Consider the following 26077-nt stretch of genomic DNA (forward strand, 5'->3'; position numbering starts at 1 on the left):
TTTTATTATTTATTAAAAGTGACTTTTTCTGAATCACCATCTAAGATGATCGATGTTTCGCGTGGCATCGTTTCTGCAATTTTGCGTCCACCTCGGAAGGAATAAAGCACAGCAGATTGTTTGCGGATTGCTTCATATTCGTTCTCCGCTTCAAGTACGATGAAGTTCGCTGGCTTCCCTTCTTCAATGCCATACATATCCTCAATGTGTAAGGTTCTTGCGCTATTTTTCGTAATAAGATCAATCGAATTTACGATTTGGTCATAACCCAGCAGTTGCGAAGCATGGATACCCATGTGCAGTACTTGAAGCATGTTACCTGTGCCTAGCGGATACCATGGATCAAAGATATCATCATGACCGAAACATACATTAAGACCCGCTTCCTGTAGCTCTTTGACGCGTGTCAGCCCTCTACGTTTTGGATAGGTATCAAATCGTCCCTGCAGATGGATGTTAACTAAAGGATTGGATACGAAATTCAGGTCAGCCATCTTCAGCAATCTAAACAATTTATACGTATAAGCATCATTATATGAACCCATCGCCGTCGTATGACTTGCGGTTGTACGTGATCCTAGACCGCGTTCCAAAGCTTCCTTGGCAACGACTTCTAAGAAACGGGATTGCTCGTCATCTATTTCATCGCAATGGATATCGATGAGACGGTCGTATTTTTCAGCAAGATCAAATGCAACCTTCATCGAATCAACGCCATATTCTCTTGTGAATTCGAAGTGCGGAATACCGCCAACAACGTCAACGCCCATCTTCAAAGACTCTTCCATCAATTCCACACCATTCGGGAAGGAATGAATACCTTCCTGTGGAAAAGCGACAAGCTGGATATCAATGAATGGTGCCATTTCTTCTTTGACTTCAAGCATTGCTTTAACGGCAGTTAAGCTTGGATCGGTGACATCCACATGGGTTCTTACATGCTGGATACCTTGTGCAATTTGCCACTTCAGTGCTGTTTTGGAACGTGTTTTAACATCTTCATGTGTGAGGAATGCCTTGCGTTCTGACCAACGCTGGATTCCTTCGAACAGAGTTCCGCTCAAGTTCCATTCAGGCTCGCCTGCGGTGAGCGTTGTATCCAGATGAATATGTGGTTCAATGAAAGGCGGCAGTACAAGCGAGCCTTTAACATCGATCACTTCATCGTTTGAAGTAACTTCCACTGACTGCGTAATTTGCTCGAACTTCCCGTCTTTGACAACGATATTCCATAGACCTTCTTTACCCCGCAATTTTGCGTTCTGTATAATCATTTGTTTTCCCCTTTTCTGTAGATTCTTTTGCAGGAACAATCACCATTAACACGATGTAGACCACGGCCGTTCCGATAAGTGCGTTCAATGGTGTTATTCCAGGTGCCAGTTGAGCGAAGGCAACACCGATAGCCCAAGCGATCATCGCTATCCAGTTTACCTTTTTAAAGGTCATTTCAGCAAACGGTTTATAGTTTCTTCTCTTTACAAAGAAGTAATCTGCAATGATAATCGCCCCAATGGACGGAATCGCAGCACCAAGTACATTTAGGAATCCAACAAAATTGTTGTACATCCACATGGCGAATATCGTACCTACAATACCATTTACGATGACGAAGAATTTCTTCGAGATTTTCGTGATGTTAGCGAAGCCTAAACCAGATGCATAGAGTGCGTTATCATTAGTCGTCCATATATTTAATCCTAAAACGATGATTGCTGGAATCATCAAGCCTTGCAGGAACATAACTTCCGAGATATCAGCAAGATTATAAGCCATTGCACCAACCGCACCAAATAAGAACATGAGTGAGTTCCCCAGGAAGAATGAAATAACTGTTGCCGTCACCGCTTGCTTGGATGTCTGAGAGAATCTTGCAAAGTCAGGCGTTAGTGTTCCTCCGCTTATGAATGATCCAATACATATGGTCAATGCTGCTGCCGTGGTCAGAGACTGTGTCGGCGTGTAATCAAACAACCCTTGAATACCGCCTAGCTTTTCCACACCTTCAAATACGGAGTAACCACCGAGAATAGCAATGGCTGGGACCGCAACATAACCGAGAACAATTAAAGCTTTAATGCCGAAAATGGCTGATGCTGTCATTGCAAGACCAAAAACGAAGATTAACAGATACACATTCCAATCCATTGCTCTAGCGACTGGAACTGCGAACATAGCCACACCTACACCAAACCAACCGACCTGTGTGAAACCTAGCAAGAAAGAAGGAAGGTACGACCCTTTTTCACCGAACGAATACTTTGCCAGTAAATGCGTTGATAAACCCGTTCTAGCAGCGATATGTGCCAGCGCCCCTGTATAAATCCCTAGTGCCAAATTACCTGCAAGTACAATCCCTATAAACTCCATGAACGTCAAGCTGACGCCGAGAGTCCCTCCTGCCAACATGCTAGCGGAGAAGAATGTGAACGCCAACATGACGGAGAACGTCTTCCCAATATGATTTCTCTGCGCTTTCGGTACCGCTTGCCACGAAAACTCTTGATCTTGCTTGCTCATCAGAATACCCCCAAAGTAAAGTGTCCTGATACCAAAATAAGCAGAAAAAAAGAGGCTACTCGTCAAGTTATACACTGACAAGTAGCCTCTTCTTGCATCATAACCCCGCGTAAAGACACGGCATACCCCAAACCGGGAATACGCCTAATTTTACGCAAGACTATAAAAATCCGCTGTCCTTGTCAGCCTCTCTGGACTGAATTAAAGGTACCAGTATTCAATTAATATCTATTATTTTGGAAAATTCAAAGGATGTCAATGTCATTATTATCCATTGGTAGATTTCCAATCGTTATCATGTATTTCCACGAAGACGCCAGAGTGATCTGAGACCACTGGCTGATCCGTACCATTAAATACGACTTTCGAAGACAGAACAGGAATCTCTCGATTCGTGAATATATAATCAATTCGTAATTTCTGCTCATTCTCTTCCCATCCTGCAATCGCTTTAACGACAGTGAAACCATCGTCTTTCTGAGCAGCAAGTTCATAACAGTCCTGCCATCCACTTTGTGTTACTAAGGAATAACCTCCTCCTTCAATGTGAGCTGCATTGTTGAAGTCTCCCATAATAAAAGCGGGCGTAGAAGCAATATACTTATCCATTACAGCAAGAGAATGCTCCCACTGTGGTTTAAATGGTTCTTCTTCATCTTGCCACCACCCATAATGCCCGTTGACAAACCAGGTATTCACCCCGGCTAAATCCGTCTTGATCCCTATGATCTTGCGTGTCCTGTAGTTCTCATAATCCCTCAAATGCGAAACGTAAGCCCCGAAAGCCTCCTGAATCGGTGTTTTGGATAAAATCGCAAGACCTTCATCGTATTTCTCATATCCCGTATGAACCGGAATATATGTCCAATAATATTCATGCTTCAACTGTCTACGAAGTACGTAAGCATAGTTATCTGTTTTGACGACAGTATTCTCTTCGGCTTCATAGAAATAGGTCAGCTCCGATGCAGGAAGTGCTTCTTCCTGCATAGATTGGTTGACTTCTTGAAGTGAAATGACATCTAAATCATGTTCATTGATAAAATGAGCAAGCTGCTCTATTTTCTCAAATTGGTTTTCTTCAATCCAAGCATGTGTGTTAAGTGTTAATAGTTTCACTGCTCATCATCACCCTAATCTGTCTTGAATATCTGATTTTAGAACATCGGCTTTCGTGTAGTTCACAGGTATGATTCCCAATTTTTATAATTTATATTGCTAGCCTCAAGAGATCTCTTACATAATGGGATTAATCCTGATTCTTTGCTTATACAATGCAAATTGGTGCAATCGGTTGCAAAAAAATGATAAATAATTTCATTTTCATATTGCAACCCCTTTTTATAAATGCATTTTCAAAACTAGGTTTAACGTTGTTCATTTGTTAAGGTGTGTGTATGATATAACAAAAGAAGATATTGAAGGAGCGTTACCGATGGCAGTAACAATTAAAGATATAGCCAAGCGCGCGAATGTTGCTACTTCCACCGTATCTCGCGTCATACAAGACAGTCCAAAAATTAGTGAAGCAACAAAGGCCCGAGTAAGGAAAGAAATGAAGGCGCTCGGATACGAGCCTAATTTTTCTGCTCAAAGTTTAGCTAATAAAATGACTCAATCGATTGGAATTATCATGCCAGAGGCTGATGTAGCTGTTTTTCAGAACCCATTTTTTCTGGAGAGTATTCGAGGAATTAGCGAGCTTGCAAATGAGAAGAACTTTACAATGTCTATTGTGACAGCAAGAACGGATGAAGAACTACTCGAACGCGTCAAAATGATGACAAGAACGAACCGCGTTGACGGCTTCATCGTTCTCTATTCGAAATTGGATGACCCGGTTATTGATTATTTTCATAACGAGAAGATCACTTATACTGTCATAGGTAAACCACAGCAATACGTTAGTGAGACAACTCATGTGGATAATGATAATTTTCAAGCTGGTAAAGATGTAACTCAGTACTTAATGCAGCTTGGGCATGAATATATTGCTTATGTTGGTGCTGATATTGGCCGAACCGTTCACAAAGAAAGAGTTCGCGGGTACCGGGAAGCACTTGAGGAAGCGAATATCTCTATTGAAGATAGATATATATTGAATTCTGATTTTACCAAGGAAGATTTGGAGTCACTTTTCCATCATGTTACCCGTCCAACGGCCATCATTGTTGGGGATGACATGCAAGCTCTATCACTGCAAACCATGTTAACTCAAATGGGATTTTCTCTACCAGAAGCTTGTTCTCTCGTTAGTTTCAATAACCTTCGTATTGCTGAAATGTTGAATCCAGCTCTTACGTCGGTAGATATTGATATTTTCACGTTAGGATATCAGGCAGCAAAAAGTTTAATTGAGAAAATTTTAGATCCCAAAGAAATGACTAAGCATATTATTGTTCCTCACCGAATTGTTGAACGTGCTTCTTCAATACCTAGAGTCAAGGAAGAATAAGTGTAAACTAATCCTTGCTAACAAATAAGAATGATCACCATTTTTTTGATTTTGTAGACAGTTACTTGTTGCTACATCAAAGACGATTATGGGATCATTCTTTTTTATATTGACAAGGCAACCGGTTGCACTATATACTGAGTACGAAATTTCATGAGAGCACTTTCATTATACTAACATCGTATTTTTTGAAGTAGTTATTCAAGTACTTCATCAAATAATATGTAGGAATTTAGTTGATAATATGTTGAGTCTTTACAATACGATACGAGTATAAAGAAAGCGAAATGATGAACTATACAGGAGCTGTGAGCACTCACACTCTCTAAGGAGGATATGAATATGTCTTATAACCGTTTATTTGACACACATGAATGGAAACTCACAACAGATACACTTTATAAAGACCATCTGCGTCTTCAAGAAAGCATGACTTCTCTTGGTAATGGTTACATGGGAATTCGCGGAAATTTTGAAGAAACTTATTCAGGCGATCATCATCAAGGCACTTATATATCTGGAGTTTGGTTCCCTGACAAAACAAAGGTTGGTTGGTGGAAAAACGGTTACCCGGAGTATTTTGGTAAAGTGATTAATGCTATGAATTTTATTGGAATACATATTTTGATCAACGACCGCGAGATAGATACTTTTAAAGATGACGTAACTGATTTCTATCAAGAGTTAGATATGAGAGAAGGCATTCTGCGTCGTTCATTCACAGTAAATAATCAAGTGCGTATTGAAACCGAGCGTTTCTTAAGTGTCACCTTCCTTGAGCTATGCCTCATCTCCTATCGCGTAACGAATCTAACGAATGAGAATCTTAAAGTAACTCTCATACCTTATTTAGATGGAAATACGAAGAACGAAGACGCTAACTATGAAGAGACTTTTTGGATTGAAGCTGGGCGAAAGGTAAGCGAACCTTATATCAGCCTATCCGCAGAGACAATAGAAAATGCATTTGATATCGAGCGTTTTACGGTCAATGCTACGATGGGAATTGTTTCAGAGAACGTTGTATCTAAGACTATTGAGGAAGCAGAACTATATGCGGGAGTCAAATATGACTATGAGGTATCTTCCGGCGCATCTGCGGAAATTCAGAAATTTGTAGTGGTTACAACTTCTCGTGACATGGAGAAGAACAATCTCATTCCTACAGCAGAGCATCTGATGGAAGAAGCGATGAACAAGGGTTACAACCAGTTAAAAGAAGAGCATATTGCTGAATGGGCTTGTCGCTGGGAAAAAGCAGACATTATGATCGAGGGCGATGTTGAAGCACAGCAAGGTATTCGTTTCAATATCTTCCAGCTGTTCTCGACATATTATGGACATGATGAGCGGTTGAACATTGGCCCAAAAGGATTTACTGGTGAGAAATATGGTGGTGCTACGTATTGGGATACCGAAGCATATGCTGTTCCAATGTATCTCGCGCTAGCAGATAAACGCGTTACTGAAAACTTGCTTCGTTATCGCTACAATCAACTCGATGGTGCGAAGCATAATGCACGTCAACAAGGTTTAAAAGGTGCTCTCTACCCAATGGTTACTTTCACTGGCATAGAGTGTCATAACGAATGGGAAATTACCTTTGAGGAAATTCACCGCAACGGAGCCATTGCGTACGCCATTTATAACTATACGAATTATACTGGTGACGCAACGTATCTTCAGAATGAAGGCATTGAAGTATTGACTGAAATCAGTAGGTTCTGGGCTGACCGAGTACATTTTTCAAAGCGTCACAACAAGTATATGATTCATGGTGTTACTGGGCCTAATGAATACGAGAATAACGTAAACAACAACTGGTACACCAACACCATAGCAACATGGGTGCTGAAATATACGATGGCAAGTCTTACAAATATCGACGAACAGAGAAAAGAGCAGCTGGATATTTCTGATGACGAACTTGCTCACTGGCAAGACATTGTGGACCGCATGTACTTCCCTTACGATGATGAACTGGGTGTGTTCGTACAGCATGATACCTTCCTAGATAAAGACCTGCGTCCGGTTTCTTCACTGACCAAAGAAGATCTACCGTTGAATCAAAAATGGTCTTGGGACAAAATTTTGCGCTCTCCTTTCATTAAACAAGCAGATGTACTACAAGGAATTTATTTCTTCAGCGACCAGTTTACTAAAGAAGAGAAAAAACGCAACTTTGATTTCTATGAGCCAATGACAGTTCACGAGTCTTCCCTCTCTCCTTCCATTCATGCTGTTCTTGCGGCTGAACTGAAGATGGAAGAAAAAGCGGTAGAAATGTATAAGCGTACAGCTAGACTGGATCTAGATAACTATAACAATGATACTGAAGATGGACTGCATATCACTTCGATGACTGGTAGCTGGCTTGCGATTGTACAAGGATTTGCCGGTATGAAAACGTATGGAGATACTCTCCGCTTCGCTCCATTCCTGCCAAAAGATTGGAAGAAATACAACTTCCATATTAACTATAGAGATCGGTTGATTAAGGTAAGCGTTGATCAAAATGAAGTCATAATTACACTCGTTTCCGGTCCACCGCTATCTATGGAACTATATGATAAAAAAGTTCACATTACGGATCAAGCGCCGTTAGTTGCAACAACTTCTTCAGAAGCTTAAGTTATAGGGGGAGAAACAATGAAAGCCGTTATTTTCGACCTCGATGGGGTCATTACCGACACAGCTGAGTATCATTATCTAGCATGGAAAAGCTTAGCCAGCGAGTTACATCTTCCATTCGACAAACAATACAATGAGAAGTTAAAAGGCGTGAGCCGGATGGAATCGCTGGAGCTGATTCTAGCTCTCGGCAATGTCTCTTATCCCGCAGAAGAGAAAAAAGCACTCGCTGAAAAGAAGAACGATCTATATAAAGATATGATTAAACAAGTAACACCAAAAGATCTGCTCCCCGGCATTGAAACACTTTTAACTCAGCTGCAGGAAGCCGGTATAAAGACAGCTCTTGCTTCCGCAAGCAAGAATGCACCGTTTATCCTTGACCGTCTCGGTGTCACCCACTATTTTAATCATGTCTTAGATGTGAATTTGATCAAGAAAGGTAAGCCTGATCCGGAAATTTTCCTAACTGGTGCAGCTAAACTCGATGTCCCCCCCGAAGACTGTGTTGGCATCGAAGATGCAGAAGCCGGGATCGAGTCTATTCTCGCAGCTGGTATGTACGCGGTCGGTGTAGGTACGCCTGCTCAAATGCAAAAAGCAGACCTCATCGTCTCTTCAACTGCAGATTTGTCTCTACATTTGCTGAAAGAGAACTTTAGGAAAAAAACAAATTAATAAAGTGTTGATATGCAAAAAAGACGTAAGAGAGTAGATCGTTACCTGCGATCTATCTTACTTGCGTCTTCTGTTTGTCCAATGGGATATTGGTAATTTTATAAATCCCGGATATACCAAGCATCACAAGCAAAGTGCTCAGACCCTGCGAGTGGAGATTTCAACAAGCGGAACCCGTGTTTCTTATAAAAGTGATTAGCTGCCTGCATCGTTTGCAGAGTTTCCAAATAACAAACTCGATAGTTCTGCTGTGCAAATTGCAAAGCGATCTGCAGCAATTTATTCGCAATTCCTGTTCCTCTTGCTTCTTGTATTAAGTACATCTTCTGCAATTCGCATATCTGGTCCTCCGGGGAACCGAAGGGTGCGATTCCGCAGCCACCAAGCATCTTGCCGTCTTGATCCAACGCAACCCAATATGCTCGACCCTCTTGATTATAATAGTCAGATAAATGGCTTAAACTTTCATCTTCCCACGCTAATCCCGCACGATTTCCGCCATAATCAATTAAACACTGCCGAATAATCGCTTCAATGTCATGGTTATCTTCTGTTCGAATTGTTCTTATGTTCATTCTAGTAGCTCCATTTTTCAAATTAAAAGTAAAACTAACATATACTCAACCCACTTCATTAAGTCTAACTTATCCAATAATCAATTTCTACCATCTACCTCATGTTCGTTCATATTAAGCACCACAAAGAAGGGCATCCAACTTTCACGCATGGATGCCCCTAGTACTTACATTACAATCTTCTTCGCAATTCCTGCTAGATCTTCAATATCGATTACTCCGTCTCCGTTTAAATCAGAAGCTTTAATATTCTCCCAATTTGGATCTTTGCTGGTAAGGCCATAATTCGCAGCAGCAATTGCCAAATCACCGATACTAAATTTCCCGTCCCCATTCGTATCACCTGGAACTCCTGGAGAACCGACAATCACCTGAATCAACTTGGAAGAGTTCCCGATCGTCACTTCTCTCCCCTCATCGTCTGCTATGGTTGCATTGGAAACGGAAATTAGCCCTGAGACAGATTGTTCCACTCCCTTGGCTCGGAAAGAAAGATTAAGCACATCTGTCTTTCCGGAAACCGCATGCGCTGCACCTTCACTAGCTAAGATAAATCGAAGCTTTCCGTTGGAATTAGTCACTTTATCCACGATACTTACGCCGGAAAGACTGGGGACTGCCCCCACATATTCCATCAGATTCACATCATAATTCAATGAAATATCCTGTGCGTAAACGGGTCTTCTCACCTGATCAAGTCCCAATGTAACTGTGAATACATCTCCCGCTTTTATCGTATTGTCACCAGTTAGTGTCGTCGTTGGAAAATCCGGCTGTGCAGGTACAATGGCCGCTCTGAATTCCGTTATAGCTGCGCTCAGTGTTACAACGGCCGCGTCGATTTGCGATTGCTTCGCTTCATTATTACCGTACAAATCCTTAGCAGCTGTGATGGCATTATCCAATTTTTCTTTTGCACCATTAGATACTTGCCCTGGGAGAGTTCCTACTACCGTATCCGATTGCAGCTTAATTGCTTGATTGATTTCAGCTTGCAATTTACTTTTATCGATTGGAACTGCAACGACTTCCTCAATCTTGATATCATCAATATAAGCATTTGCTGCAGGACCAGATTTCTTATAGAAATAGACCGTAGCCGATTTCGTACTGCTTCCAGTCGTAAACTCAATTGTCTCTAGCTTATAATCTGAGGAAGTTACACGCAGGCTTTCATCGATTCCTAACCCCTTAACTCCAAAAAGAATTTCCAACTGTGGATCCAATACCTTGGTATACGCGCTAATCCGATAAGTAGTAGTTGGTTGAACCGCAAAGGTCTGCTCGATTGTCGTTTCTGCCGAGATTTTTTTGATGACACCTGCGTAGTTTCCGCTATGCGCATGGCCATCACTTACAATCCCTCCGCCGTTGTTCCACATATAATCCCATGGATCTCGTGGTCCGTGCTGTGCGATATTCTCAAAGTCCCCATTTTTAATGACCGCTGGCGGCTTTGGAATCACAGGTTCGAACGGATCTACATCTGGAAAAATCTCTCCTGAATATTCGTGAATACCGATATCTGGCATCCCATTATAGATTGGATTTCCGTAGTAATCACGAACACCAGGATTATGCGTTACACTTATAAATCGTCCTGCGTTAATGAGCGGTGAATCATCTCGAACCTTATAACCCTGAAGTGCATCCCACTTCACTTGATTGGGTTCAATCACACCAGGAACGCCTAACACGGTGCCTGCCTTGCCAGGGTCCATAAGTAACGGGTCCCCTGTTATCATGAATGGATCTGGAATCTGTTCCTTGGATGGAACACGATTACCATAGAACGCATTATTGTTATAAGTCCAGCTTGGTTTGGCTGTATATCCACCTGAACCATGGTTAATGAAGACGTTATTGAACAACTTCACTTCAACAGCTCCACCTTGGCTGACAAGCAGATTAGTGTTCATTCCTTCTTTGACATAGAAAATGTTGTTATAGACTTGAATGTTTTTTGCATTACTTGCACCACAGATGGTAAATATCTGGTATTTATCGTTTTGGCTTATATTATAACGATAAATACCATTCCTCACTTCACCACCACTTCCATCCGAACAGATCAGCAGGTTACCTCCATCATTATTATAACTATAGTTGAATTGATAGATAATCCCTTGGGATCCGTGATCAAAATCAAATGGCTGCCCATCTCGTGTTGAGAAGCCGCGTGTCACTTCGTTGAACTGATAGAGCGTATTATCGCCATTCCACGTCCACATACCAGCATTGTAACCAGACGATGTCCGATTGTATCCATCTAAGAAATTGTATTCCACCAGCGCACCGTCAGACATATGCGGAACAATACCGTCGCCACCAATGTCATAGAGCTTGTTACCGCGAATGATAACATTGGTGATTGGAGTCCAAGGTGTTCGTTCGCTGCTGCCATACGAGCTTCCAAGTAGAGCTCTACTCTTCCAATCGTTCCAAGTAACAATGCCTGATCTCGCCACATTACGGATCTCGTTATTGATAATCTTGACGTCGTCGAACGTTGTACGCTGAATGATTCGATTCGAATCCGGAACATTATTCACAACCCCTTGAATTCGGACACTTACTTGAATCCCTGCACTTCCGCTTACATCCTTCTTATCCTCACCATTCACATCATGAACGTAGAGATCATGGATATATATACCGCTCAGCACATGAACATCGGTTACATTGGTCTCATTCCCCTTCTTATAATCCTCTCCCATGACGAGCACACCACGGCGTGGGGAAGTAGCTGCCTGTACTCCTTTATTCGTAATCTCTAAGTGGCTGATTTCCCAATACTCTTGATTATAGAGAGACACTGTATTCTCAACGAGTCCTTGCCCTTCAATTAAGGGTTTGTTACCTTCACCATATCTGCCAATGACAATCGATTTCCCCTTAGAACCCGAGCCTTTCGGCTGCAATGACCCGAACCATTTTCCTCCAGCACGGAATAGGATTTTATCCCCTGGTAAAAATGTAAACGCATTCACTTGTTTCAATGACTTCCACGCTTGATCTTGACCTGTACCACTATTGGTATCCAAACCGTTCAGATCATCCACATAATACGTGGTATTGCCCGTTGACACATTCTCCTCGTCTTTCGCAACGTTATGCACGCTTAATAAACTATCGGAAGGTAAAAGATTTGCATCTCGGTTAATAACTTCATGGTTCAGTGTATTAGAATAACTGGTCTGACTCTTCCCCTTCTTCTCGCCACCCAATAGAACTGCCTCCTTCACTCCGACCATCTTATTAATACCTGAGGATGCCACAACACTTTCAGAATCGGCCATTGCCAGTGGCATTCCACACACGAAAACAAGTACTGAAAGACTTAACATTAATACCTTTAGCAACATCTTTTTCATGATTATAACCTCCTTATCGAATCCGAATCAACGGAGCAATTAACAGATATTAAGTGAATACGAGTATTGCATTCCCCCTTCTCACCTTAATATTCTTCTAAAATGGAAAAAGGTATGCTCTTCAAGAGATGACTCTCCTAAGCTCATACCCAGCACTTCAGTATTAAGATGATAATCTGTCTTACATACAGGATAGCTATGTTAATTACGTTTTCTTTATGATAAGAAAATCTCTAAAAATTTCACATCCTTGGGGAATATAATAATTAAACTTCTCCCCAATATACCTTGGTCTCATAATCAAAAAACACAAAACCATTTTGCTCATTTCGATCAAAAATAGCACGCAGTTCACTCATCATGGATTCGAAATTCGGATGGTCAGGAAGAGGGGCGTAAGAAGATGAGTGCAAACGGCCACATAATCCTTCATAATCAAAGATCTGCCGATTGAAGAACCTTTCCTCTTTCATGTCACCTAACTTGAAGAAATTAGCGAGCGTATCGTGCGAAAGGTTCTTTTGATCCACCTCTTTATAATCGGTTCCATAGGTAAGAAGCAGCTCTTCATACGCTTCCAAGAACGGCGTTCCTTGCGTGATCCTAGAGTTCCATATCAGTACCACCTTTCCACCCGGTTTCAGGATCCGACGAAACTCCATTTGGGCAGCATCACGGTCAAACCAATGAAAGGATTGAGCACACACGATATGATTCACCGATTGATCGGGCAGCCCTGTCTCCTCGGCTGAGCCTGAGACCATACGAAATCCAGGTTTTCCTCCAAGGTCTGATTCGGCAGATTCGCGCATAGGCTGATTGGGCTCCACTGCGGTTACGCAGCTTCCCCGGTTCAGCAGAAGCTTTGAGAATATCCCTGTCCCGGATCCAATATCGGCTATCTCGCCATCAATTCCTACTGTTTCATACAAATAATCTATAAGCTCTTGCGGATAACTGGGACGATACTTCACATACGAATCGACACGGCTCGAAAACCGTTCCTTACTGCTCATCTAAAACCACACTCCTATCCAAGTCATTTCGGGATTAACACCGCTTGCGTTTCAATAGATGAAACCCAATTTCATTTTATAGAAAAATATACTAATAAGCTAGTGTCCATTGATATTAATCATAGTTAGTTAATGATTGAATCCTAACCATGACCACAGGCTATTTTGAATGCAAGGCTTATATTTGCAAGCAAAGATCGCTTTCCAGTAATGACTTGACCTGTAAATTCATATATAATAAATTGAAATTCAATTCTAATGGAGGAGGGACATCCTTGGACTCTACCCTACAAATGTTAAAAGCTTTAACCGACGCTAATGGCGTACCTGGTCATGAAGATGAAGTACGCGACGTGATGCGGGAACACATCACCCCTTATGCTGATGAAGTGACTGTTGATCATCTCGGCAGCTTGATCGCCAGAAAAACAGGCTCAGTCTCTGATGGCCCTAAAATAATGGTTGCCGGCCATTTGGATGAAATTGGTTTCATGGTAACGCGGATTGACGACAAAGGCTTTATTTACTTTCAACCACTTGGTGGTTGGTGGGAGCAAGTGATGCTTGCACAGCGAGTGACTATTATGACTCGCACGGGGAATATTCCGGGCGTCATCGGCTCTAAACCCCCGCATATATTATCGCCAGAAGCCCGTAGAAATCCAGTAGATAAAAAAGAGATGTTCATCGATATCGGAGCACAAAGCAAAGAGCAAGCTACAGAATTCGGTGTTCGTCCAGGGGATTCCATCGTACCTGTATGTGATTTTACGGTGATGAAAAACGAAAAAATGTTAATGGCCAAAGCATGGGACAACCGTATTGGCTGTGCTATAGCAATCGACGTTCTGAAACAATTAAAAGATGTCGAGCATCCAAATACCGTTTACGGTGTCGGTACCGTACAAGAGGAAGTTGGCTTGCGCGGAGCGAAAACGGCAACCAATGTCATTCAACCAGATATCGGTTTCTCGGTTGACGTTGGGATCGCTGGTGATACGCCAGGTATAAGTGAGAAAGATGCTTTAGCCAAAATGGGCAAAGGTCCGCAAATTCTCATCTATGACGGGTCCATGATCTCACATCGCCGTCTACGTAATTTCATTACGGATACTGCTGATGAGCTCGGGATTCCTTATCAATTCGATTATGTTGCAGGCGGCGGTACAGATGCTGGTGCCATTCACGTAACTGCTGGAGGCGTTCCATCGCTTGCGATTTCAATTGCGACAAGATATATTCACACACATGCGGCAATTCTTCACCGTGATGACTTCGAAAATGCGGTGAAATTAATCACCGAAGTCATTAAGAGATTGGATAAAGACCAAGTGAAAGAAATTATCTTCGGCCAAGCGTAATGAGTGATCAAGCATCGCTTTCCTTCATGGTCGGTTCGTCATAGCAAGAAGGAAAGCGATTATGATGCTTTGTCTTAAAAATCATTAGAGGTCAGCCAGTTATACTGGCTGACCTCTTCTTTTAAATTACAAGGGGCAATTCATATAGGTTTCGACATCACACTATAGCTGATTTGCAGCTTCAATCAGTTGCTCTTTTGTCATCTCAGGCGAGTCGCTTCCTATGGTATAAATAGTCGCTTGCCCCTCTTCTTCAGTCATCCAACTGATTTCTTGGTAAGCTTGACTGTCTGTAAATACAAACGAATTGTTCTTAAAATATCGAGCGGTATGTCCATTTAAGTCGAGTTCTTCATATGTTGTGGAGGAAGGGGTTAACATGTTCAACCTAATTTTTGAATCCGGAGCGATTTGTTGGATTAAATAATATAACGTATCTTGATTGTTATTCCGGTATACAGAGGTATAGGTTGTGAGCGGCAATGAGGATGTAGAGTCTATTTTCTTCCACGAAAAATCTTTTCCACTGGATTCGCTTTCAGTCTTCAAATCCTCGACCAATGCTTTCATTTCACTTTCTGAACCTTCCAACGTACCAAAAGGATACTTCTTCATGCCTCCAACGAACACGTATGATCCTAATAAAGAATCTGGCGGCAACACGTTGAAATGATGTTCTAACAATTCGCTTCTCCATCTATTCAGGTCGTTGTTAAGATCTGGCTGGATCATTGGTATAATTGGCAAGCTACTGATATTGTCCAAAGTGCTTAGGTAGACAACAGCGGACTCTCCAACATTTAACTGAGCGTTTACTTCTTTTCGAGCCTTACGGATGCTCTCAAGCTGAGTCTCATTCAGATCTACCCCTTGTAATGCCTCAGCGGAAATCGTTAAGTTTCCTTTGGATTCTTCAAACAGAAGCGTCCTCCCCGCAAACGCAAAGCCGCTTAAGACCGTAATGATTAGAACGACCAAGGCTACCTTGGACCATTTTTTATTTCTTCTCATCAAATGTTCTCCCCTCTTCTCCATCAATCGTTCCCTATAAAGGTTATTTACTCGTAAATCTATAGAAGAGGGACACACGATGTTTTTGTTGTGTTGCTTAAACTCATCTTTTAATTTCTGTTCAATAGACATAACCGTCCCGCTCCTTTCTGTGGTCCCACTCACTATACATGTGACGCAGCCGCTTCAGGGCATGGTGATGTCTTGATTTTACGGTGCCTAATGGAATTTTAAGCAAATGAGAGATTTCTTCGAGCGTACAGTCCTGATAATACCTAAGAACGACTACCTCTCTGAGTTTCAATGGTAAAGTTTCAAGTATAGAAATGAGTTCTTGGCGATCACTAAAGAAGGATATTCGATCCTCTATCGCCAATTGGGGTGGTTCAGATATCATTCCTTTCATTTTTTCTATTATGCGAAACCTCCGCCAGCTCTTCCGATTCCAATTTCGAACTTGTCGAATAATTAAGCCATTAAACCATGAACTGAACTTCTGCTCCTGTTGATACTTATCCAGACTCTTGAACAATTCGATGTACACCTCACTCATAATATCAGGGACATCGTGCTTGTTCGGAGCCAGATAATAGATTAAACCATAAGCCTTATCGCGCGTTAAATGATAAACAGTCTGGAATGCTTCTTCATCTCCTTGGTTCATCCGGATGAGCCAAGGCTTGATATCCATTTCATTCATAGGGGCCGGCCTCCATTTAAGAACTTACACCTGATATTGGCTCGATTAGCCCATAAGGTTCAAATTAAATATTATTGTTTCACTAATCCCATTAATTGTATATCTATTTCCTCAACAAAAAACCACATGCGATTAAATCCACATGTGGTTTTCGATTAATCTTTATTCGATTACGTTATTCCTTACTAAAAAAGTAGCTTTTGAAATTCTTAATATGGGCGTAATTATATCTCGCAATTCTTAACATTCTTTTTAAATTTAAATCTTCTTTATACCAAAGGGATCTTAGCACCTTTTTTTGTTTATAGAGAGCTTTAATTTCATTGGACAATTGAGGATCAGTAACGTATTTATCCAATACCGCTTTCGGAACATTGGTCCATAGACCTACCTTATTACTATAAACACACTCTTCTTTTTTATCATAGACTACGTTATCTATAAGTGTAGCAATCATATTTAGACCAGCAGCTTTGACAAACAGACTGCTTCTACCGAGTCGAGGATTAATTTCAAACAACATGTACTTGCCTGTTCTACTATCATATTTCATATCGATATTCGAAAAACCAACATAACCGATTTCTTCAAGAAACGTTTGTACTTTTTTAAATATCTCTTCATCCGAACGAGTGATGATCGCAGCATAGTTACCGAGTGTTTTTGGAGCATATTCCTCTAGTACAGGCTGTCCTAAGCACATCATTCTTACTTTCCCATCATTATCAGAATAGCTATTGATGACTCGCATCGAACTGTCTCCACCAGGAATAAATTCTTGAATGATCAACTTTCCTGTGTAATCGGATTTGTTCATATTCTTAACCATCTCTAGATACTCGTTCTTGGAGTTAAAAAAGAACACCTTCTTTTTGCCTTCGAAATCACTGTGCAAATAAGCATAGGCATTGCTGTTCTCAGGCTTTACAACAATCGGAAATTCAAAATCCATCTCTTCCAAAGCCGTTAAGCGATCTTGTGGCTCGCAAACAATCGTCCGTGGATAATCCAGTCCATGACTCTCACATAACTTGTAAAATTTATCTTTCGTATCGAATGTATCCAGCAGTTCTTCGGAAATAAAGCGATTATTAATAAGTCCTTTAAATTTACTATAATGCCTAGTCAACATAGCTGCATAATAGTCTGAGCAAGGTATAACAACTATTTTTTTGTTCGGAGCTGCGTGTTTCTCTAGTACAGAGAGTAGCGCCCCTGGAAAAATTGAATCATTGTCAAATCCATCGATTTGAACAAGGTCGAACAAATTACTGTTCATGGTTGGTATTAAGAGCCGAGTGCATAGCAGTAATGGTTTGATTTGATAAGTTTCATGGATCAATCTAGCATTGCCATAGGCGTTTTCATCACTGCCTAGTATGATTGGTAGAAAATCGTAATGTCTCATATGTTCTCCTTATTCATCATGTACTTTTCCATTTCTCTGAGTAGTAATGGTATTGTCATTCAAGTTAATTATACGTGATGATGAGCAATGGGGCCAATGTTAAAATAATATAGCTGCTTTTGATAGAGAAAATATTGATCGATTGTACTACTAATCTCAATTCTTAAATAGATATTTGCTACATAGTTACAACAAAAAAAGTCACCCTAATGGTGACTAATAATTCTGAACATTTGAAGCTTGTGATCCTCCAGCTTCTCGTGTCTACACTTCGATGATGATCGGCAAGATCATGGGTCTTCTTTTGGTCTGAGTGTAAATAAACTTTCCGATTTGATCTTTAAGCGTCTGCTTTATTAAACTCCACTGACTCATTTCCGAATCCGTCAAATTGTCCATCACTGCGTTCACACGTGTAAGGATTTGTTTCATTAGCTCTTCGGAGTCCCTAACAAATACAAATCCTCTGGAGATTACCTCCGGTTTCACAAGCATATGACCTTCCGTTTTACTCAGTGTGGTTACGATAATGAGCATGCCGTCCGATGATAATAGTCTTCGGTCCCTAAGAACGATATTCCCTACATCCCCGATGCCTAATCCGTCCACCAAACTGTTCCCTGAAGGGATTGTTGGACCATGTATTGCCTTACCCTCTTTGATTTGGATTGTTTCCCCATTGCGAACAATAAAGACATTTTCATTCGGAATGCCCACCGACTCCGCTAGAAGTCGATGCTGATACATCATCCGGAACTCTCCATGAACGGGGATTAGGTACTCTGGTTTCATTAATGTCATCATCAGTTTGAGCTCTTCTTGGCTACCATGACCGGAAACATGCATACCCGTTGATGACCCTGACCCGTAAATCACCTTTGCACCAAGAACATACAAATTATCTATGACACGCGACAGATTTCGTTCATTTCCGGGGATAGGCCCTGCTGCAATGATTACGGTATCACCCGGTAAAATTTCGATATGGGGATGACGGGAGCTGGCTAACCTAGAAAGTGCTGCCATGGGCTCACCCTGACTTCCTGTGCATAGCACGGCGATTTTACGAGTTGGATACTTTTCGGTTTCATCCGCTTCAATTAGTAGATCATCAGGAATATTTAAATAACCAAGCTCTTTAGCGACAGATACGACATTGACCATACTCCTGCCTAGTAGAACGAGTTTACGTCCTGTTTTGACCGTCGCATCCACGATCTGTTGAACTCGGTTCACGTTCGAAGCGAATGTCGAGATAAACACCTGTTGGTCAGCCCTTACAAAGGCATCTAAAATGTGTTCACCAACCGATCGCTCCGAGGGTGTAAAGCCCGGTCTCTCTGCATTCGTACTCTCCGAAAGGAGTACCTTGACTCCCTGCTTACCAATATCCGCCATTCGGTGCAGATCGGGATAGGGTCCATTTATGGGAGACATATCAAATTTGAAGTCGCCTGTATGTACTACATTTCCTTCTGGCGTCTGAAAAACAATACCTAAACAGTCAGGTATGCTGTGGCTCGTCGAAAAAAAAGACACTTGAATTTGCCCTACTTCTACTGTCGAGTTGACATCGATGACATGCAGGTTCGCTTCATTTAGAAGACCATGCTCTTTAAGTTTGATTTTTATAAGTCCAATCGTGAGCGAGGAACCATATACCGGGATACTTAACTGCTTTAACAGATAGGGAATCCCGCCGATATGATCCTCATGTCCATGAGTTACGATGAGTGCTTTTACTTTACTATGGTTTTCCAATAAGTAACTAATATCCGGAATAATAAGGTCTACACCCGGCAGGCTTTCATCAGGAAATTTAGATCCGCAATCAATGACAACGATGTCCTCATGATATTGGAGCATATACATGTTCTTTCCGATTTCGTTCACTCCGCCTAATGCAGCGATCAACAAATGATTAGAAGATTGACTCACGCTTGAACCCTCCTGTTATATGATACCGATTCTTCATGTTCCTATTATTGTATACATTTCAAATGTTATTCATTGGAGTTAAGAACACCTTGTCACTTACACAGCAAAACATACTAAAGTTGGTTTAATTATCCGTTTATTGCTATAATTCTTTGCATATTTATATTTTCAGCTTCCAGATATCCAACAGCAAAGGAGTAGAGAAAAATGTTAAAGAGATTAAAGGTGATAGGAATAACGTTAATGATGCTGACTCTTTTCTTAGCATCAAACACTACAGCTCTTGCTAAGGATGCTATTAAAGTAATTGTAAACACCAAAGAAGTAGTACTAGATCAGGAACTCATTATTAAAAATGGCCGTACTCTTATGCCTCTAAGATTTATATCTGAATATTTAAGTCATGATGTGAAATGGGATTCAAAAAAGAAAATAGTTACGATCTCATATTCTGATGAGAAATCTTCGTATACAGTTACTTTACCTATAGGTCAAAGAAAGGCCACTAAAACGACTAGGTCTCATTTGGATAATAACAGTCAAGGAGATGTAGTATATTTTCAGTCAGATGTACCTAATCAGATTATGAATGGAACAACGATTGTCCCCTTAAGATTTGTAGGTGAATTACTCGGTATAGATGTCCGCTGGGATGCTCATAACAAAGATATATATGTTTCTAGTTTGGGAGTGAACTTGATTCCGTCTGATTTTGAGAAGGATGTGTATGATAAACAATTGCGTAAGGTTAAGGATTTTGGTAAACCTACTGTTAATTATGAGAAGTTCCTAGCGCTGAATACCGATCATTTCAACGCACTCGATCTTGATTATCTTTTTGCCAAGAAGCCTAGTTTAGACCTATTTGGAGCTCCAGAAGCTTATCGTGATAACTTCAATGAAATTATAATCTCAGGGCCCATTAAACCAAGTTATCTAACTATGATGATATATAAGGGTAAGGATCTACCTATTTTGAGTTATCCAGATGTTACAGCCGAAAGCACTGCCACTGTGAAAGAAGGAATGACCTATGATGAGGTAGTCAAAATATTTGGTGGTCCTGGCGCATTATCTGGCAAAGGTACGCTCCGTGAGGAATACAAATGGGTATCTTCCACAGAGAAGGGTGAAGCCTATATTACGTTTGTTAAAAAAGATTCTTCTCTCTATGTCACACCATCTCCATATCGATCGTACACTTGGGAAAATACATTTTGATTTTGAGGTTAAATTGCTGCGTGTGCTGAATTAAGCTATAAAAAAACAGCTGATCATAAAGATCAGCTGTTTTTTATGAATTTGTTATCACTTTTGCTTTTCCATGACTGCAAAATAATTGTCTTCATGATCGGCGAAGTTAAAAACTCTACCCGAAGGAAGTTCAACAATATCACCAACAGTTACCTGCTTATTCTTTAAATCATTGTATAATTCATCTAGGTTTTCCGTGAAGTACATGATCGACGGAGTACCTAAATTCATACCTGGATTCATCTGAGCAACCATCTCCTTGTTATGAAGAACGATGCTTGTTGCTGCGCCTCTAGGAGCAACTTCAATCCACTTCATTGGACCATTCATTTCTTCTGATATAACCTCAAACCCCAACTTTTCAGTCCAAAAAGATCTAGACTCCTCTTGATTACTCACATACAGCATAACTTGGCCAATTTGACTAATCATCTCTTTTCACGCTCCCTATAGGATGGGGAATAATTTAATATTCTCCTTTAATTACAAAAAACGAGCCTCGAATCGTTCCAGCTAATTTAGATTTCTGCCTAGCAAATTTAAACTTCCCTTCTAACTCTTTAGGAACTTCCATCCCCTCAGAAAGCTTAAAACCAACGGCGCGTTTCTTGGGGTCATCAACCGTATACATGACGTTGATCCCGAGGCCATCCTCATAAAAGATGTAGGCAAACTGAATATTTTCCACCTGAAAGCGTGAGGTTTCTAAGGGTTTGGCTGCAAACACAATGTTACGTTCTTCGTTCAAAATACGATTTACATATTCAATTGTCTCTTGACTCTCACTTGCTGGTACAACCGTGAACTCATGCTTGTATTTGTTCATGAAGTAACGAGCTTCATTAGCTCTAAGACCAGCAAGTGCTTCGGCTACTGGTGAAGACTCTAAACCGATCGTTGACACATTTTTAAAATCAACGACATATGACATACTCTTTCCCCCAAATCTCATTATTTCCTAACCACAGGAATCCACATTTCTCCATAAACGGAGTCGTTTCTATGCTCCATCTCAACGGATGCATTGGGTCCGCCAACGTAGGCAACATGCTCAGCTTCTGGCAAGGCTTGACCAAAGGCAATGCTAGTTAGTTTATTACTAAGTTCATCAGCATTCGCGGCTTCGCCTTTTACAACTAAGTATTCCCCTTTAGGAAATTGAATCATTCTGGTTGCATTGGGTACTGATGCCTCTGTCATAACACCAGCATAATACATCATTTTGTTATTAACCGCTTCATTCACAGCAAAAATGTAGTCATTTGTTGCAACATCCTTGAGTGCATCTAGCCTTCCATCTTGTTTCACGGTCTCCCAAAAATCTGCTTTCTCTTTATTGATACCTACATAATCCGTGTAATCACTCTTTAGTTCTGTTCCAATGCCTACAACGATAAAGCTTTCTTTTTCCTCAATAGTATAATTCGCCATAATCAAAAACCTTCCTTTTTTTAGAATTTTAAAGATGATTTGTATTTTCATTTGATGGGTTTATAATAACCTTAAATCATGTCAAATAATGATACTGTTTAGGGGAGTCCGATGAAAAAAGTAGAACGAATTAATATCATCATGCGGTACATCAATAACCGCGCTCACTTCACCATTACTGAAATCATGCGTGAATTTAATATTTCACGTTCGACAGCTATACGAGATATAAGAGAGATTGAAGCTATGGGAATGCCACTTGTGGCCGAAGTAGGCAGAGACGGGGGTTATTTTGTGATGAATAACTCTGTGCTGCCAACCGTCCGCTTTACAGACAATGAAATTAAAGCGCTCTTTATTGCTTTTATGGCTACAAGGAATCAACAACTTCCTTATTTGAAAAGCCGACAATCTTTAGCAGAAAAATTACTAGGTCTCATCTCCGAAAACCAGCAAGATGACCTTGTTCTTTTGAATCAAATACTACTTTTTGAAGGAACCAATCCCCATAACCCTGACCTTCTCGATCTCTCAGATCTTCCCCATCCTATGTTAGAAAAGCTGATCCAGGTTCTGCTCAAAGACAAATATTTATTCGTTTCCATTGAAGAACATAGTGAGATTAAATCTTACCCTATTTATCTTTTGCATCTTTTTCGTGAGAAAAGTGTATGGTTTATTGAAGGTTTTGACCTCGAGGATGAAAAGCGACGGATTATTCCTGTAGACAATCTAACCGATATCAAGCCTTACCTTTTGAAAAAGAGAGCAAGCAAAAAAAAGATTGTAGAACAACTAAGTAGACAGGAAGAAGAAATCAACCTTGTTATAGAACTTGGGCCAAAAGCGATCTCCCAATTTAAAAAATACCATCCTTTAAAGCAATCTTTATCCTATACGAACCCTTATCAAACCATGGGGATCTTAAAGACTTTTATCAATATTTGTGATTCAGAGGAATTAACCGAAATGACAAACTGGCTGCTTTTCCTTGGTAGAGATATCAAAGTTAGAGAGATACCTGTTGAACTCTTACAAGGATTACAAGAAAGATTAGACTTATACTACTCATGAGTCACTACGGTCCAATTCAATCCGCAACTTTTTGTGAAATGGTTCGTCTAATACAAAGCAAGGTTACTTCGTTAACTATCTATAGAGGGGAATGTATACATGAGTCATATTACAATGGCAGAAGCACTGGCTGTTCGAGCTGCAATGAATCGTCTCCTGAATCAATTAATGCAAGAGAGAATGAATAATAGCAGTACCATCATTGAAAAAGGAGAAACAGCTGAAACTCCTGCACGCAGTGTCGATGTGATTACCGAAGAAATCAATACCGTTTCAGATGATTTTAGAAGGCTTGATCTATTAATGGCGGTTTCTAATACAACTGAGACCATTCTCTGGAATGGTAGTCCTATTACTGTCATGGAAGCGATCGAGCTTGCCAAACAAATTCGTATTGAAATTGGACAGCTCTCACATCTTGGATCACGAAAGAAATTAGAGCGTCAGAGTAGCCGCGGACACGATGGTTCGGTTACGTTGTTTAATGTTGCGTTATACGAACCCGAAGCCTATCAGGCAAGCGCGCGCAAGAAAGAACGCGAAGTAACGAAATTATCCTCCTTAATTGAACATGCTAATCATCACTCAAAGATTAGTTTTAATGCTGCGAAGTATATGGACTGATGGGTAGACGCCGGCTTCAAGCCTACAATGTCTTTTGTTCTTGCAGGTTTGAAGCCGGCGTATGCCGGCCGGTGGGAAAGTGTGGGCAACCGCTTGTTGTTTGTCGGATACAAACAAAACTAAACCTAAAATCGACTCCTAAGCACAAACGGATGACGGTTTACAGATTACGCCTATAACTCCATTACGATTGACGGACTACTCAAACAAAAAAAATGAATCGCCCCGTTTCCTGCCGCCTAATTTAATCGATTAAACGATCTAAGTATCGTATTTTCTTTAATAACAAAAAATGAGTCCGGTACATTGTATATGACCGGACTCATTTTCTATTTCATTGCAAAATATATGTTCTGTCTAGCCTATTATGGCTTCGACACCGATACAAGTAGCTCGTTATCTCCAGAGATGACCGTCAACTCTTGCGGCAGGTTTAAGTCTTTCACAAATAATGTATCTCCGATATTCATAGCACTTATGTCTAATTCAACTGATGATGGTAGGTCCTTCGGCAAGGCTTCCACTTCTACGTATGGATCCTGGATTTGTACAACCCCTCCTGACTTCGTTCCAACCGGGGTTCCGATGATCTTAACTGCTAGCTTCGTGCGAATGATCTCTCCTGTTTGTACGAGCTGAAAGTCGACATGCAGAGGAACGCGAGTTACTGGATTCCGTTGAATATCCTCTAACAATACCGTAAGCGTTCGGCCCTCATCGGACTTCAATTCGATAAAACCAGATGCCCCTTGCTTCAACCACTTTTCAAATTGTTTAGATGAAATGTGAATGATTTCGTTATCCACGTTTTTTCCAAATACAACCCCTGGCAAGCGTCCCTCCAAGCGTAAATTACGCAGTCCGGAAGCATTTAATCGTGTACGTCTTTCCGTATGAATGTATGTAGCCATGCTCTACCTCTCCTTTACTTGAGTGATCTTAGCGCTTTCACAGCAGCTATCGAACCTCCCCTGATCGGGGACAAATAGAGAAACATAGCATCACGACCCTCCACATCCTTTAAGATAGTAATACATTAAATGTAAAAAACCTATAGATACAAACGAAGGCACCCCACTCTGAAGAGTGGAATGCCAATAGGTTTCATTCATCATATCATAGATACGTTGTTATGTCCTGTTATAAGTAACTACATCCGAGGAACCGATCATCTAGTCATCAGAAAGCGTAAGCCACTTACGGTTATGATGTTCCTGCACTTCTACGCGAGTATTGAAGAAATCGCTAAGCACATCTGAATGTAAACAGTTCGCCGTCTCATCCGCCTTGAAGATTTCTCCGTCCTTCACAAGCAGCGTATGCGTGAAGCAAGGAGTTATCTCTTCGATATGATGCGTTACATACAACAGAGTAGGTCCTCCTGGCTGCTGTGTAATCTTCTCGATCATCTGCAGCAGCTGCTCCCGGGCGAAGATATCGAGACCCGTACAAGGCTCATCAAGGATCAATAGATCTGGATCAGCCATGAGTGCACGAGCTATAAGTACTTTCTGACGCTGTCCTTGCGAGAGGGTATCGTACGTACGAGATGCCAAAGAAGTACACCCGAGAAATTCCATCAAATCATTTGCTTGTTTTAAATCTTCCTCACCCGTCTTGTCATAGAGGCCGATTGTTGCGAATTTGCCGCTAAGGACAATGTTAAGTGCCGTCTGATGACCGTAGAGCTTCTGCTGCAAAGAGGTGCTGACCCATCCGATTCGTTTACGAAGCTCTCTAAGGTCCACATCGCCAAAGCGATGGTCCAACACTTCGACTTGCCCCGTTGTCGGCCAAATATATCCGTTTACAACATTCAGCATCGTGGTCTTCCCTGAGCCGTTAAGACCGACGATACACCAGTGCTGCCCTTGTTCCACTGTCCAATTCATATCGCGCAAGATCATTGTTGAATCTCGTCGCCATGACACATTTTTGAGTGATATAACCATGCAGCACTTCCACTCCTAACAATTAATTTATAGTTCAGCTTATTAAAACCTTTCTCTAGATATAAATAAAAAAGT

The 26077-nt window shown here is 41.0% G+C and carries 22 protein-coding genes; 7 read left to right on the top strand and 15 right to left on the bottom strand.

Translation table 11 applies throughout. The features are described from left to right. Window positions 1–5 precede the first annotated feature (5 nt). The 3 genes from AC3WJJ_RS02485 to AC3WJJ_RS02495 form a co-directional block, all read right to left on the bottom strand. A complete protein-coding gene (locus AC3WJJ_RS02485) occupies window positions 6–1274 on the bottom strand; it encodes a cytosine deaminase (RefSeq protein WP_492537704.1) in 1269 nt (422 codons plus the stop codon). Beyond that, on the bottom strand, window positions 1243–2520 hold the full coding sequence (gene codB / locus AC3WJJ_RS02490; RefSeq protein ID WP_422661163.1) for a cytosine permease: 1278 nt from the start codon (window positions 2518–2520) through the stop codon (window positions 1243–1245). The genes AC3WJJ_RS02485 and codB overlap by 32 nt, the downstream gene beginning before the upstream one ends. A 267-nt stretch (window positions 2521–2787) precedes the next feature. Then, complete coding sequence (locus AC3WJJ_RS02495; RefSeq protein ID WP_492537706.1) at window positions 2788–3639, bottom strand: endonuclease/exonuclease/phosphatase family protein; 852 nt, start codon at window positions 3637–3639, stop codon at window positions 2788–2790. A gap of 316 nt (window positions 3640–3955) precedes the next feature. Here AC3WJJ_RS02495 and AC3WJJ_RS02500 point away from each other — a divergent pair, with 316 nt between their 5' ends. From AC3WJJ_RS02500 to pgmB, 3 genes are all read left to right on the top strand, one after another. Further along, the gene (locus AC3WJJ_RS02500) at window positions 3956–4975 is read left to right on the top strand and encodes a LacI family DNA-binding transcriptional regulator (protein ID WP_492537708.1); all 1020 of its coding nucleotides are present in this window, start codon (window positions 3956–3958) and stop codon (window positions 4973–4975) included. A gap of 342 nt (window positions 4976–5317) precedes the next feature. After that, complete coding sequence (locus AC3WJJ_RS02505) at window positions 5318–7606, top strand: glycoside hydrolase family 65 protein (protein ID WP_492537711.1); 2289 nt, start codon at window positions 5318–5320, stop codon at window positions 7604–7606. An 18-nt stretch (window positions 7607–7624) separates the two neighbouring features. After that, window positions 7625–8284, top strand: a complete 660-nt coding sequence (gene pgmB, locus AC3WJJ_RS02510; protein ID WP_492537713.1) for a beta-phosphoglucomutase — start codon at window positions 7625–7627, stop codon at window positions 8282–8284. A 98-nt stretch (window positions 8285–8382) separates the two neighbouring features. On the opposite strand, the gene AC3WJJ_RS02515 is transcribed toward pgmB, so the two are convergent. From AC3WJJ_RS02515 to AC3WJJ_RS02525, 3 genes are all read right to left on the bottom strand, one after another. Further along, window positions 8383–8859, bottom strand: coding sequence for a GNAT family N-acetyltransferase (locus AC3WJJ_RS02515; protein ID WP_492537714.1), 477 nt, complete (start codon window positions 8857–8859; stop codon window positions 8383–8385). A 167-nt stretch (window positions 8860–9026) separates the two neighbouring features. Then, window positions 9027–12233, bottom strand: a complete 3207-nt coding sequence (locus AC3WJJ_RS02520; RefSeq protein WP_492537716.1) for a cohesin domain-containing protein — start codon at window positions 12231–12233, stop codon at window positions 9027–9029. A gap of 266 nt (window positions 12234–12499) precedes the next feature. After that, window positions 12500–13249 (bottom strand): class I SAM-dependent methyltransferase, encoded by a 750-nt coding sequence (locus tag AC3WJJ_RS02525; protein ID WP_492537718.1) that lies wholly within the window; start codon window positions 13247–13249, stop codon window positions 12500–12502. A gap of 275 nt (window positions 13250–13524) precedes the next feature. On the opposite strand from AC3WJJ_RS02525, the gene AC3WJJ_RS02530 reads away from it, so the two are divergent. Beyond that, window positions 13525–14610, top strand: a complete 1086-nt coding sequence (locus tag AC3WJJ_RS02530; protein ID WP_492537721.1) for a M42 family metallopeptidase — start codon at window positions 13525–13527, stop codon at window positions 14608–14610. A gap of 162 nt (window positions 14611–14772) precedes the next feature. Here AC3WJJ_RS02530 and AC3WJJ_RS02535 read toward each other — a convergent pair whose 3' ends face one another. The 4 genes from AC3WJJ_RS02535 to AC3WJJ_RS02550 form a co-directional block, all read right to left on the bottom strand. Then, window positions 14773–15621, bottom strand: a complete 849-nt coding sequence (locus AC3WJJ_RS02535) for a hypothetical protein (protein WP_492537723.1) — start codon at window positions 15619–15621, stop codon at window positions 14773–14775. Between the two features lie 121 nt (window positions 15622–15742). Beyond that, window positions 15743–16321 (bottom strand): sigma-70 family RNA polymerase sigma factor, encoded by a 579-nt coding sequence (locus tag AC3WJJ_RS02540; RefSeq protein ID WP_492537725.1) that lies wholly within the window; start codon window positions 16319–16321, stop codon window positions 15743–15745. Between the two features lie 175 nt (window positions 16322–16496). Further along, window positions 16497–17729 (bottom strand): carboxylate--amine ligase, encoded by a 1233-nt coding sequence (locus AC3WJJ_RS02545; RefSeq protein WP_492537727.1) that lies wholly within the window; start codon window positions 17727–17729, stop codon window positions 16497–16499. A gap of 264 nt (window positions 17730–17993) precedes the next feature. Continuing rightward, on the bottom strand, window positions 17994–19667 hold the full coding sequence (locus AC3WJJ_RS02550; RefSeq protein ID WP_492537728.1) for a ribonuclease J: 1674 nt from the start codon (window positions 19665–19667) through the stop codon (window positions 17994–17996). A gap of 207 nt (window positions 19668–19874) precedes the next feature. On the opposite strand from AC3WJJ_RS02550, the gene AC3WJJ_RS02555 reads away from it, so the two are divergent. Then, window positions 19875–20888: a copper amine oxidase N-terminal domain-containing protein gene (locus AC3WJJ_RS02555; protein WP_492537730.1), complete on the top strand. Its 1014-nt coding sequence runs from the start codon at window positions 19875–19877 to the stop codon at window positions 20886–20888. A gap of 87 nt (window positions 20889–20975) precedes the next feature. Here the strand turns inward: AC3WJJ_RS02555 and AC3WJJ_RS02560 are convergent, their stop codons facing one another. From AC3WJJ_RS02560 to AC3WJJ_RS02570, 3 genes are read right to left on the bottom strand one after another with little or no spacing between them, the layout of a single operon-like run. Next, window positions 20976–21353 (bottom strand): VOC family protein, encoded by a 378-nt coding sequence (locus AC3WJJ_RS02560; protein WP_492537731.1) that lies wholly within the window; start codon window positions 21351–21353, stop codon window positions 20976–20978. Window positions 21354–21387: 34 nt separating this feature from the next. Continuing rightward, a complete protein-coding gene (locus AC3WJJ_RS02565; protein WP_492537733.1) occupies window positions 21388–21852 on the bottom strand; it encodes a DUF8821 family protein in 465 nt (154 codons plus the stop codon). 20 nt (window positions 21853–21872) lie between these two features. Continuing rightward, window positions 21873–22352 carry a GyrI-like domain-containing protein gene (locus AC3WJJ_RS02570; RefSeq protein ID WP_492537735.1) on the bottom strand — a complete coding sequence of 160 codons (480 nt, stop codon included), beginning with the start codon at window positions 22350–22352 and terminating at the stop codon, window positions 21873–21875. Window positions 22353–22463: 111 nt separating this feature from the next. Here AC3WJJ_RS02570 and AC3WJJ_RS02575 point away from each other — a divergent pair, with 111 nt between their 5' ends. Continuing rightward, complete coding sequence (locus AC3WJJ_RS02575) at window positions 22464–23426, top strand: helix-turn-helix transcriptional regulator (protein ID WP_492537737.1); 963 nt, start codon at window positions 22464–22466, stop codon at window positions 23424–23426. A gap of 99 nt (window positions 23427–23525) precedes the next feature. After that, window positions 23526–24050: a hypothetical protein gene (locus AC3WJJ_RS02580; protein ID WP_492537739.1), complete on the top strand. Its 525-nt coding sequence runs from the start codon at window positions 23526–23528 to the stop codon at window positions 24048–24050. Window positions 24051–24415: 365 nt separating this feature from the next. On the opposite strand, the gene AC3WJJ_RS02585 is transcribed toward AC3WJJ_RS02580, so the two are convergent. Further along, a complete protein-coding gene (locus AC3WJJ_RS02585) occupies window positions 24416–24961 on the bottom strand; it encodes a 50S ribosomal protein L25 (protein ID WP_492537741.1) in 546 nt (181 codons plus the stop codon). A gap of 261 nt (window positions 24962–25222) precedes the next feature. Beyond that, a complete protein-coding gene (locus AC3WJJ_RS02590) occupies window positions 25223–26002 on the bottom strand; it encodes an ABC transporter ATP-binding protein (RefSeq protein ID WP_492537743.1) in 780 nt (259 codons plus the stop codon). Between the last annotated feature and the right edge of the window lie 75 nt (window positions 26003–26077).

The organism is Paenibacillus sp. FW507-14B1B (genome assembly GCF_058781425.1).

Excerpts from the sequence above, each read along its gene's own strand:
- AC3WJJ_RS02575 (WP_492537737.1), top strand. The coding sequence starts at position 22,464 with ATGAAAAAAGTAGAACGAATTAATATCATCATGCGGTACATCAATAAC.
- AC3WJJ_RS02545 (WP_492537727.1), bottom strand. The coding sequence starts at position 17,729 with ATGAGACATTACGATTTTCTACCAATCATACTAGGCAGTGATGAAAAC.
- AC3WJJ_RS02590 (WP_492537743.1), bottom strand. The coding sequence starts at position 26,002 with ATGGTTATATCACTCAAAAATGTGTCATGGCGACGAGATTCAACAATG.
- AC3WJJ_RS02580 (WP_492537739.1), top strand. The coding sequence starts at position 23,526 with ATGAGTCATATTACAATGGCAGAAGCACTGGCTGTTCGAGCTGCAATG.
- AC3WJJ_RS02515 (WP_492537714.1), bottom strand. The coding sequence starts at position 8,859 with ATGAACATAAGAACAATTCGAACAGAAGATAACCATGACATTGAAGCG.
- AC3WJJ_RS02500 (WP_492537708.1), top strand. The coding sequence starts at position 3,956 with ATGGCAGTAACAATTAAAGATATAGCCAAGCGCGCGAATGTTGCTACT.
- codB (WP_422661163.1), bottom strand. The coding sequence starts at position 2,520 with ATGAGCAAGCAAGATCAAGAGTTTTCGTGGCAAGCGGTACCGAAAGCG.
- AC3WJJ_RS02570 (WP_492537735.1), bottom strand. The coding sequence starts at position 22,352 with ATGGCGAATTATACTATTGAGGAAAAAGAAAGCTTTATCGTTGTAGGC.
- AC3WJJ_RS02505 (WP_492537711.1), top strand. The coding sequence starts at position 5,318 with ATGTCTTATAACCGTTTATTTGACACACATGAATGGAAACTCACAACA.
- AC3WJJ_RS02565 (WP_492537733.1), bottom strand. The coding sequence starts at position 21,852 with ATGTCATATGTCGTTGATTTTAAAAATGTGTCAACGATCGGTTTAGAG.
- AC3WJJ_RS02535 (WP_492537723.1), bottom strand. The coding sequence starts at position 15,621 with ATGAGAAGAAATAAAAAATGGTCCAAGGTAGCCTTGGTCGTTCTAATC.
- AC3WJJ_RS02520 (WP_492537716.1), bottom strand. The coding sequence starts at position 12,233 with ATGAAAAAGATGTTGCTAAAGGTATTAATGTTAAGTCTTTCAGTACTT.
- pgmB (WP_492537713.1), top strand. The coding sequence starts at position 7,625 with ATGAAAGCCGTTATTTTCGACCTCGATGGGGTCATTACCGACACAGCT.
- AC3WJJ_RS02555 (WP_492537730.1), top strand. The coding sequence starts at position 19,875 with ATGTTAAAGAGATTAAAGGTGATAGGAATAACGTTAATGATGCTGACT.
- AC3WJJ_RS02585 (WP_492537741.1), bottom strand. The coding sequence starts at position 24,961 with ATGGCTACATACATTCATACGGAAAGACGTACACGATTAAATGCTTCC.
- AC3WJJ_RS02540 (WP_492537725.1), bottom strand. The coding sequence starts at position 16,321 with ATGAATGAAATGGATATCAAGCCTTGGCTCATCCGGATGAACCAAGGA.
- AC3WJJ_RS02560 (WP_492537731.1), bottom strand. The coding sequence starts at position 21,353 with ATGATTAGTCAAATTGGCCAAGTTATGCTGTATGTGAGTAATCAAGAG.
- AC3WJJ_RS02485 (WP_492537704.1), bottom strand. The coding sequence starts at position 1,274 with ATGATTATACAGAACGCAAAATTGCGGGGTAAAGAAGGTCTATGGAAT.
- AC3WJJ_RS02525 (WP_492537718.1), bottom strand. The coding sequence starts at position 13,249 with ATGAGCAGTAAGGAACGGTTTTCGAGCCGTGTCGATTCGTATGTGAAG.